We start from the raw sequence: 10224 nt of genomic DNA, 5'->3' as shown, positions 1-10224 counted from the left end.
CAACCTCATTCTGGCACACTGATGCCGTAGGGGGCCGTCCACCCCATCACCACAGGATCGCATTTGGCGAACACTCGGAGTTGCCATCTCGCACCACACTCCTCCCTGGGAGTATGGATCCCGGATCTGCGCTGACGCTTGTCCGGGATGACAGCAGTGGGTTGGCGCGAGTGTGCCCGCTCACACCCGTTATGGCTTCGCATCGCCCGCGTGCAGCACCGCCTTACACGCCGCCGGCATCTGCGCCAGCGTCATCGGTGGTTTCGGCTTCGGCGGCACCGCCGGCGGCTTGGGATGCAGCACGCCCTCGCTGAACCAATAGGCGAATTCGGAGGGCTTGCAGCCCTCGTCCTCGGATTGCGATGGCTGGCCCTGGCAGTCGCTGGCACCGGCCGGGCAGCGCATGCGGATGTGGAAGTGATAGTCATGGCCCCACCACGGCCGGATCTTCGACAGCCAGGAGCGGTCGCCCTTGGCCTCGCGGCACAGCGCCTTCTTAATCGCGGGATTGACGAAGATGCGCTGCACCGCCGGCTCCTGCGCCGCGTCGCGCAGCACCAGCAGATGGCTCGGGGTGAACACTCTCGGATCGATGTCGAGCCTGTCGTCACGCACCATCATCACCGCCGACATCTCCTCGCGCTCCTCGCGCGAGAGCCGGTGGTCCGGCATCGGCGTCAGCCAGATGTCGGCGTCGAGCCCGATCTGGTGGCTGGCATGGCCTGACAAGGCCGGTCCGCCGCGCGGTTGGCCGATATCGCCGACCAGGATGCCCGGCCAGCCCGCATCCTTGTGGGCCTTGGCGGCCAGGCGCTTGATCAGCGCGATCATGTCGGGATGGCCCCAGTTGCGATTGCGCGACAGCCGCATCACCTGCCAGGTGTCGCCGTTGAGCGGCATCTGCTCGGCGCCGCCGATGCAGCCCTTCACATAGGAGCCGATGACATGGGCGGGTCCCTTCGACGGCAGGAGCTTGCGCGCGAACAGCTCCTTGGCGCCGATCTTGGGATCGTTGGGGTTAGCGAGCGGCGGCAGCGGTTTCGGGTTCACGCTGCCCTTGTCCTGGGCCAGCGCGCCGTTGGCGGCCAGGACTTTTATGACGACGAGCGTCATGACGAGCAGGAGGGGGACGATGCGGCGGCGACTCATGCTGACACTCTTATAACCCATCGCGGGAGCCGACGCCGCACGCGCCGACGCGCCCAGCACGACATTTAATTTTCCAACCGGATCATCCCAAAGTCGCATGCTGGCCTGCCGGCCTTTAACGGCGCGATAACGCTATCCTGCATTGACCAAAATTCGTGCGCGGAACGCGAGGCACTCGCATAATTGCATGCAGGCCGGCCTCGTTCCGGAATTGATTCATGGAGACTGCGCGTTTTTGCATCTTCTCGCGCGGCCTTCACGACGCGCCAGCATGTTCGACGCGCCTGATGACGCTTCACGCGCCTCGCAAACGGGCAAATCCGTCCTGTTCGCAGCGACAGCTTGGTGGCGCTGCCGGCCAGGATTACTTTTCTTTCAGATACTTGGAGCAAGACTTGCGACCGCTGGGTGCGGCTAGGACGTGTGAAGTTGAGTTTGGGGTCCAAAGAAACAAGAAAACGAAAGCGCACCGTGCTTGCCCGAAGCGGCCGACAGCCGCGCAAGCCGCGATTCGCGCATGCGGCTCGTCCACGCATCGAACGCGACCAGTTCGTCCAGAGCCGCGCGGAAGCCGAAGCTGCCATCGCGGACGCCCGCAGATCGCATGAGCGCCTGCGCCAGGCCGTCGATCTCCTGCCGCAAGGCATCGTTATCCTCGATCCTGAGGGACGCTACGTTCTCTGGAACAAGCAGTACGCCGAGATCTACAGCAAGACCGCCGATCTGTTCCAGGAAGGCGCGCGGCTCGAAGACACGCTGCGCGTCGGCGTTGCCCGCGGCGACTATCCGGAAGCTGAAGGCCACGAGGACGAATGGATCGCCGCGCGGCTGAAGAAGCTCTACGAGCCCGGCAAGCGCCACGAACAGACGCTGTCGGATGGCCGCGTCATCCTGATCGAGGAGCGCCGCACCGATGATGGCGGCGTCGTCGGCCTGCGCGTCGACATCACCGAATTGAAGCAGCGCGAAGCCTCGTTCCGCCTGCTGTTCGACGGCAATCCCGTCCCCATGATCGTCTGCGCGCTGGATGACGAGCGCATCCTCGGCGTCAACGACGCCGCGATCGCCCATTACGGCTACGGCCGCGCCGAGTTCGAGCGGCTGAAGATTCGCTCGCTGCAGGCCTTCGACAGCGAGCCGCCCTGGACGAAGGACCGATCCAGCGAGGAGCAGGCCGCGCGCACCTGGAAGCACGTCAAGGCCGACGGTGCGCTGATCGATCTTGCGATCTATTCCCGTGAGCTGGTCTATCACGAGCGGCCCGCGGTTCTGCTCGCGCTGATGGACATCACCGAGCGCAAGCGCGCCGAGGCGCGGCTCGCCTTCATGGCCCAGCATGACGGTCTGACCGGCCTGCCGAATCGCAATCTGCTCCGCCAGACCATGGACGAGATGCTGCTGCATTCGCGCCGTAGCCCCGAGAAGGTCGCGGTCCTGATGCTCGGGCTCGACAATTTCAAGGCCGTCAACGATACGCTGGGTCACGCGGTCGGCGACAAGCTCTTGCGCGGCGTCGCCAAGCGGCTGCGCTCGACCTTGCGCGAGGAGGACGCGCTGGCGCGGCTGAATTCCGACGAGTTCGCCATCGTGCAGAGCGGGTTGACGCGGCCCGAGGACGCGGTGGGCCTCGCCAAGCGCCTGCTCGAAGCCATCGCCGATCCCTATCTGCTCGACGGCCATTCGGTGGTGATCGGCGCCTCCATCGGCATCGCGATGGCGCCCGGCGATGGCGACGAGTCCGAAAAGCTGCTCAAGAGCGCCGGCATGGCGTTGTCGCGTGCCAAGCTGGATTCGCGCGGCAGCTTCGCCTTCTTCGAGGCCGCGTTAGACGCGAAGGCGCAGGGCCGCCGCAAGATCGAGGTCGAGCTGCGCGATGCGATCCAGCACGATGTGCTGCGCCCATATTACCAGCCGCTGATCGACCTCTCGAGCGGCCGCATCACCGGCTTCGAGGCGCTGGTGCGCTGGCCGCATGCGGAGCGCGGCATGGTCTCGCCGGCCGAGTTCATCCCGGTCGCGGAAGAGACGGGACTGATCAATCCGCTCGGTGGCCTGATGCTGCGCCGCGCCTGTCTCGATGCGGTGACCTGGCCCGACGATGTTAGCGTCGCCGTCAATTTGTCGCCGCTGCAGTTCCGCAGCGGCAATTTGCTGTCGATGGTCACGGACGCGCTGAAACATTCCGGCCTGTCGCCGCGCCGGCTCGAGCTCGAGATCACCGAGACGCTGCTGCTCGAGAAGAGCGCCCAGGTGCTGGCGACGCTGCATGCGCTGCGCGCGCTCGGCGTCCGCATCTCGATGGACGATTTCGGCACCGGCTATTCCAGCCTCAGCTATCTGCGCAGCTTCCCGTTCGACAAGATCAAGATCGACCAGTCCTTCGTGCGCGATCTCGGCGCCAACCGCGAGGCGCAGGCGATCATTCGCTCCATCGTCAGCCTCGGCAAAGGCCTCGGCGTCATCATCACCGCCGAGGGCGTCGAGACCGAAGCCGAGCTGAGCTGCCTCCGCGCCGAGGGCTGCGACGAAGGCCAGGGCTTCCTGTTCAGCAAGGCGCGGCCGAATGCCGAGATCATCAGCCTCCTGGCCGCGCAACGCGGCATTGACGGTGACGCCGCGCTGGTGGCCTGAGCTAACAACCACGAAGCAGGTGCGCTCCCTCGCCCCGTTCTTACGGGGAGAGGTGAAGAAATCCTACGCCGCCCGCAGCCCCGCCAGGAACGTATCCACGCTCTTCATCAGTGCCGTCGCGTGCTGCCCGAGCTCACCCGACGCCACCATCACATTGCCGGCCAGCGCTCGCGACTGGTCCGCGGCCTGGCTCGCGCCGGCGACGTTGGCCGAGACGTCGGTGGTGCCGGCAGAGGCCTGCTGCACGCTGCGGGCGATCTCCCGGGTTGCCGAGCCCTGCTCCTCGACGGCGGCCGCAATCGTGGTGGCGATACCGCTGATCTCGCGGATGGTGCCGCTGATGCCTGATATCGCGGTGACGCAATTGCCGGTCGCCGCCTGGATCGCATTGACCTGCGCCGCGATCTCGTCGGTCGCCTTCGCGGTCTGGCTCGCCAGCTCCTTGACCTCGGATGCGACCACCGCAAAGCCGCGGCCGGCTTCGCCCGCGCGGGCCGCTTCGATGGTGGCATTCAGCGCCAGCAGATTGGTCTGGCTCGCGATCTCGCTAATCAGGCGGAGCACGTCGCCGATGCGCTCGGCGGAGGCAGCCAGGCTCGTGACCATCTCCGTCGTCTCGGTGGCCTTGACCACCGCGCCGCTCGCCACCTGGCTGGAATGAGTGACCTGACGGCCGATCTCGGTGACGGAAGAGGCGAGTTCCTCGGTGGCAGCCGCGACTGCATTGACGCTGGTCGAAGCTTCTTCCGACGCCGTCGCCGCGGCCGAGGCGCGCTGCGAGGTGCCGTTGACGCTGGAAGTGATCTCGCCGGCGACATGCTGCATGCCTTCGGTCGCCTTGGCGACCGCGGCGACCACGCCCTTGACGTCGGCCTCGAAGCGCTCGGCCATCTGGCGTTGCAGCGCCTGCTTCTCGATCGCGGCCCTGGCCTTGTCGGCCTCCTGCGCCTCGCGCAGCGAGCCCGCCTCGAGCATGCTCTGGCGGAACATTTCGACCGCCTTGGCCATAGTGCCGAGTTCGTCCGGCCGTTCGCTGCCGGGAATGGTGACACTGGTGTCGCCGCTCGACAGCCGGTTCATCACGGCCGTGATCGCGGTCAGCGGTCGCGACAGGCCGCGCCCGAGCAGGAATGCCAGCAGGATGGCGCCGGCGAGAATCGCGATCGTGCCGAGGATCAGATTGCGCTCGGACGCCGCGAAGGCAGCCTCGTAGGCGGTCGTGTCCTTGATGATTTCGAGCACGCCGACCGGCTGCCCGGCGTAATTCTTGATCGGCCCGACATAGACCTCGACCGGGTGGCCGTCGAGCTCCGCCTCGCGCAGCAGCGGCGCGCCTGTCATCACGGCCTTCAGCTCGACCGGCTTGGCGACCACGTTCTCGCCGAAGGTCGAGGAGAGCTTGTTGAGCGATCCACCTTCGACCGAATAGACCGCGAGGTCGATGCCAAAGCGCTTCTTGGCGCGGTCGACGAATTCCTTGCCGAAAGCGGCGCCGATATCGACATTGGCGATGGTCTTGCCGTCGCGCACGATCGTCGTCATGCCGAAGATGCCGAGCGCCTCGCGACCGGGCTCGACGCCGACGATTTGGCGGTTGGTCTTGAGCGCCTCGACCACGGTGGCGCGACGCGAGGACACGTCGTCACCGAAGGTCTTGGGCGCATGGACGCGATAGAACGAGGTCGCCGGCGGCAGCTGGAAGGTGATCAGCGGGATGCCCTGCGCCTTCAGCGCCTTGTTGGCGTCGCCGAGCAGAGCGCCGAGCGCGTCGCGGTCACCCTTGATGATGGCATCGCCGACCGGAGGCAGCGCCGCGATCGCGGCGGATACCGCCAGCGCCGAACGTCCCTCATAGTCGATGGCTGCGATCACGCTCTCATATTGCAGCTTGAGCTGGTGATCGAGCGCCATTCGCGTCAGCGCCCGCTCCTGGGTGATCGAGAAGCCGGAGAGGATGGCGCAGGCCACCGCAACGGTCAGCGCGATGGCGAGGATCAGGCGGGCCGCAATCGACTTGAGCTTCAGCATCGTAAATTCCCGGGCATTCCAAAGATTGATTCTTGGTTTTGCCGAACGGTCCCAGAAATTGCTTAACAACAAGGGTGGTGTGCCTCCGTGTTTCAACGGAGCCGCCAGCGTGGTTTTGCATGACTCATTGCAATGAGCGCACGGAAACGCGTTGCTGATTCGTGACGAGGGATAAAATGTCGCAGGTGCCGCGATTCAGGCCATCAACGGCCTTCGGCAAGGATCGCCTTACCGACGTCCTCAAAATGCGTGTCGCGTGCCTGAAGCTGCTGGGTGATGGCGTGCATGTCACGAAACCGCCGCTCGAACGGATTGCTGCGGAACACCGCGGTGGCGCCGGCCATCTGATAGGCGGTGTCGACCACCTTGGCCGATTGCTGGATCGTCCAGGTGGAGGCGAGCCTGATCGCGTTACGATGCGCCGGGCTGAAGACGCCTGACGCCGAGAGGTCGCGCCACATCGCACCTGCCGTGGCGTAGAGATAGGCGCGCGCGGCGCGTAAGTCGCCTTCGGTGCGGCCGATCAGGCCCTGAACCGCCCCGTTGTCGCGCATCGCGCTGGCCGCCAGCGATTGATGCTTGGCGCGCGCCAGCGCGATCGCCGCGTCCAGCGTTGCGCGCGCGACGCCGAGCGAGACCGCGGCAAAGCCGAGGCTGTAGGTCGAGGCGGTGGGAAGCCGGTAGAGCGGGCCCGGCTCGCGCAGGGCCTCCGGCACATCGCGCAGCACAGCGAAGCGATCGGGGATGAAGAGGTCTTTCACCTCGTAGGAATTGGTGCCGGTGCCCGAAAGGCCGATCGCCTGCCAGACATCGTGCATCACCGCGCTTGCGATCGGGAACAGGATGGTGCGCAGTTCAGGTGTGCCGTCCGGGGCCTTCCGCGCTGTGCCGTCGGCATTGACGATGCGGACATGCGCGCCCAGCCAGCTTGCCTGCGGCGAGCCCGAGGCAAAGTCCCATCGCCCTGTGACACGGTAACCGCCCTCGACCGCGCGCGCCTCATGCGCCACCGCGCCCCAGGCCAGGATGCCGGGCGGAGTGTTGAAGATCTCCTGCGCGCTCTCGTGGTCGAGCGCGGCTGCGATCATGGCACAGACGCTGTTCTGGCCGAGGCACCAGGCCGTGGACGCGTCGGCCTTCGCGATCTCCTCCAGCATCTGCATGAAGATGTCAGGCGGGGCTTCCGATCCGCCCAGGCTCTGCGGCAGCAGCGCGCGGTAGAACCCGTTTTCGATCAGCGCGCTGACGACTTTGGGCGTCAGCCGCCGCGTTCGCTCGATCTCGTCTGCCTCATCGGCAATCAGCGGCGCGATGGCCCGCGCCCGCGCGACCAGGCCAAGTCCGGAACTTGCGTTCATGTCAGCGTTTCCTCGCCCATTCTGCTGTGAGCGGTAAGCGTCACGATGGTGGGCTATTTCGCCGATACGATCAAGCTGCGGTTAGGAGGCGTCGAGGGCCCGTTCCATGATGATGGTACGCTCGTCGCCATGATAGCTGTCACGGACCGCCTTGAACCCGAGCCGGGCGTAGAATGCTTCGGCGGTAACCGACGACGGGACCGTCAATGTGGGAATGTCTCGCTCGCGCGCGATGTGCTCGACCTCTGCCATCAGCAGCTTGCCGACGCCGCGAGTTTGAATGTCAGGAGCCACGAACACGGTGCGGACGACGCTTCCGTCGAGGCTTGCCGTCCCAACCACGCGGTTGCCGATGGTAGCGACGAAGACGGTGCGTTTTGCCATCAGTGCCAGGACGGCGTCCGGGCTGAAGCTTTGCTCCACCCTGGCGATGATCTCTTCCGTGTAGTGTTACGCATTCGTTTCGCGCAACGCACGCACGATGACGGCGCTAATATCGGCGGCGTCATCGGCCCTCGCGGGCCGGATCGTGCAGTTCATCGCTCGCTCCGCTTGTCGTGCGATCGGCATCAATGCTACGTTTTGTAGCATATAATAGTCCAAGAGGCATGCCATGAACAAGCCGCCCCGCCGCGCGGAGGCGTCGCCCGAGCTGAGGCTCGAGGACGCGCCGATGAGCGACATCATCGCTGCGCTGGCGGGTGGACGGGTCACGGCGACAGCGCTCACGAAAGCCTATCTTGCGCGCATCGCGGCGTACGACCGTGGCGGGCCGGCCCTGAACTCGGTCCGTGCGCTCAACCCCGACGCGCTCGCGAACGCGGCCAAGCTCGACGACGTAAAGCCGTCTGCCAAGCGCCCGCTGGCCGGCGTCCCCATCCTGATCAAGGACAACATCGCGACATCGGACCAGCAGCCGACCACGGCGGGCTCGCTGGCGCTGGAGGGCGCACGGGCGAAGCGCGACGCCACTGTCGTCAAGCTGCTGCGCAAGGCCGGTGCGGTGATCCTCGGCAAGGCGAATCTGACCGAGTTCGCCAACATCATCGCGATCGAGATGCCCTCGGGCTATTCCTCGCTCGGCGGTCAGGTGAAGAATCCCTTCGTGCCTTCGCTGCTGGGCGAACATGGCATTCCGGTCGTGGATCCCGGCGGATCGAGCTCGGGCTCGGCAGTATCAGTGGCGGCAGGATTGTGCGCGGCTTCTGTTGGTACCGAGACCTCGGGCTCGCTGCTGCACCCCGCCAGCCGCAATGGCATCGTCACCGTGAAGCCGACCGTCGGCCTGATCAGCCGGGCCGGCATCATGCCGATCGCGCACAGCCAGGACACGGCCGGACCGATGACGCGCACCGTGTGGGACGCGGCGATGCTATTGAACGTGCTGGCAGCCGGCGATCCGCGCGATCCCATAACGGAGCGGCTGCGCAGGCCTGTTGACTACACGGCCGACCTCACACGCGATGCGCTGAAAGGCGCGCGCATCGGCGTGCCGAGCGATCCCGCCGATCCCTTGAACGATTGCTACTACGGCAAGCTGCCCCCCGACGGCACGAAGCTGATGGCGGACGCGATCACGGTGCTGCAGGATCTCGGCGCCGTCATCGTGCGCTCCAGCATGCCGACGCGGGGCTGGATTGCGGGCCCGGGCGTGAACATGGCCGTGCTCAACCGCAATCCGCTCAGCCGCAACAAGGGCAATCCCGGCGGCGCGCCGATCGTCTTCCTTTACGAGCTGAAACACGGTCTCAATCTCTATTTGAAGGAGTGGGCGACCAATACCGGCATCAAGACCATGGCGGACATCATCGCCTTCAACGCGGCGAACGCGAAAGAAGCCCTGCGGTTCGGTCAGGACCTGTTCCTTGCCGCCGACCTCACCAGGGGCGATTTGAGCGAGCGCGAGTACAAATCCGCACGTGCCATGGACCTGCTCGCCGCCAGGACGCATGGCATGGACGCCTACATGGTCAATCACAAGCTGGACGCTGTCCTCTTCCCCGGCGCGACCGGCGCTGCGATCGCGGCCAAGGCGGGCTATCCCAGCGTCATGGTGCCGTCAGGCTTCGTCTCGGGCGCCGACGGCAAGGAGACGCCGGACTATCCACTCGGCCTCACCTTCGCAGGGAGAGCCTGGAGCGAGCACAAGCTCCTGCGGCTCGCCTACGCCTATGAGCAGGCCTCGCAGATGCGCAAACCTCCGCCCGGCCTGCCGGCGCTCGCGCAGATCTGAACCTCGGCGGCGCGGCGGGCGACCAATCGTGATGCCGATCGTCAGAATCCTCCTTGTGCTGCTCGCCTTCGCCTCGCCTGCCTTCGCGCAGGACGGCATCCATGAGCTGACCGCCGCGCGCGATGCTGCCAAGGCCTTCAAGGTCTATATCGACGGGGTCGCGAAGAAGGGCGGGCGGCCCGACCTGACCCAGCCTGATGTCGCCGCCATGCTCGGCCACATCTACGATCTCGAGGCCTTTGCGTCGTTGCCGCCCCCGGAGGCGAGCGACATGAACTGGCTGCCAGACTGGTTCGACGCCGCCAACCAGACCCACAAACTGTTCATCTTCTATGGCGCCAAGCCGGGGCCGCAGCCTGACTTGGCCGCGCTCCAGCGCAACATGACCGAATATGGCGACCAGTACGCGACAGCGGTCAACTTCATGATCCGCGCCATGGCCCGCGAGGCAGCCGCAATCCCGTTGTTCTGGAATGATCTCCCGCCGGAGCATCGCACCCGCATCCGCGCAGAGGGAATTGCGGGCGTGCGCAAGAACAGCGCGCTCTTCATCCTGTCCACGGTGTGCGCGGCGATCCAGGGCGCCAGCAAGCCCGCCAACGCCCGCATGGTCGCGGCTGCGCTGCGCGACACGCGCGATGTCTGGGCTGACTTTCTGGTGCCGGAGGATCGCGCCCGCGTGATCGCCGAGCTCGCCGACCTTCCCAAACGGGCGCCGGACGAAATCGCCCGCGCCGATCTCGGCGCCTTCACGGCCGCGCTTGCGGCCGTGAACTAGACGATTGATTCCAAGAAACCTGCGCTGGAACTGATTGAGTGTTGGCG

7 protein-coding genes are annotated in these 10224 nt (G+C 65.9%); 3 read left to right on the top strand and 4 right to left on the bottom strand.

Features of this window, described 5'->3' with window-relative positions; genetic code table 11:
* Nucleotides 1-189: 189 nt before the first annotated feature.
* Nucleotides 190-1149, bottom strand: a complete 960-nt coding sequence (mepA, locus tag Q0687_RS13645; RefSeq protein WP_298877454.1) for a penicillin-insensitive murein endopeptidase — start codon at nucleotides 1147-1149, stop codon at nucleotides 190-192.
* 471 nt (nucleotides 1150-1620) lie between these two features.
* On the opposite strand from mepA, the gene Q0687_RS13640 reads away from it, so the two are divergent.
* The gene (locus tag Q0687_RS13640) at nucleotides 1621-3780 is read left to right on the top strand and encodes an EAL domain-containing protein (protein ID WP_298877452.1); all 2160 of its coding nucleotides are present in this window, start codon (nucleotides 1621-1623) and stop codon (nucleotides 3778-3780) included.
* Nucleotides 3781-3843: 63 nt separating this feature from the next.
* Here Q0687_RS13640 and Q0687_RS13635 read toward each other — a convergent pair whose 3' ends face one another.
* The 3 genes from Q0687_RS13635 to Q0687_RS13625 form a co-directional block, all read right to left on the bottom strand.
* Complete coding sequence (locus Q0687_RS13635; protein WP_298877450.1) at nucleotides 3844-5808, bottom strand: methyl-accepting chemotaxis protein; 1965 nt, start codon at nucleotides 5806-5808, stop codon at nucleotides 3844-3846.
* Nucleotides 5809-6011: 203 nt separating this feature from the next.
* Nucleotides 6012-7166, bottom strand: coding sequence for an acyl-CoA dehydrogenase family protein (locus Q0687_RS13630; protein WP_298877448.1), 1155 nt, complete (start codon nucleotides 7164-7166; stop codon nucleotides 6012-6014).
* Between the two features lie 81 nt (nucleotides 7167-7247).
* Nucleotides 7248-7601: a GNAT family N-acetyltransferase gene (locus tag Q0687_RS13625; RefSeq protein WP_298877455.1), complete on the bottom strand. Its 354-nt coding sequence runs from the start codon at nucleotides 7599-7601 to the stop codon at nucleotides 7248-7250.
* Nucleotides 7602-7779: 178 nt separating this feature from the next.
* On the opposite strand from Q0687_RS13625, the gene Q0687_RS13620 reads away from it, so the two are divergent.
* Complete coding sequence (locus tag Q0687_RS13620; RefSeq protein ID WP_298877447.1) at nucleotides 7780-9399, top strand: amidase family protein; 1620 nt, start codon at nucleotides 7780-7782, stop codon at nucleotides 9397-9399.
* Nucleotides 9400-9430: 31 nt separating this feature from the next.
* Nucleotides 9431-10177 carry a hypothetical protein gene (locus Q0687_RS13615; protein ID WP_298877445.1) on the top strand — a complete coding sequence of 249 codons (747 nt, stop codon included), beginning with the start codon at nucleotides 9431-9433 and terminating at the stop codon, nucleotides 10175-10177.
* Nucleotides 10178-10224: the final 47 nt, after the last annotated feature.

Source organism: uncultured Bradyrhizobium sp. (assembly GCF_936928535.1).
In the GTDB taxonomy this organism is placed as follows: Bacteria; Pseudomonadota; Alphaproteobacteria; order Rhizobiales; family Xanthobacteraceae; genus Bradyrhizobium.
This window is presented reverse-complemented; position numbering and strand designations above follow the sequence as displayed.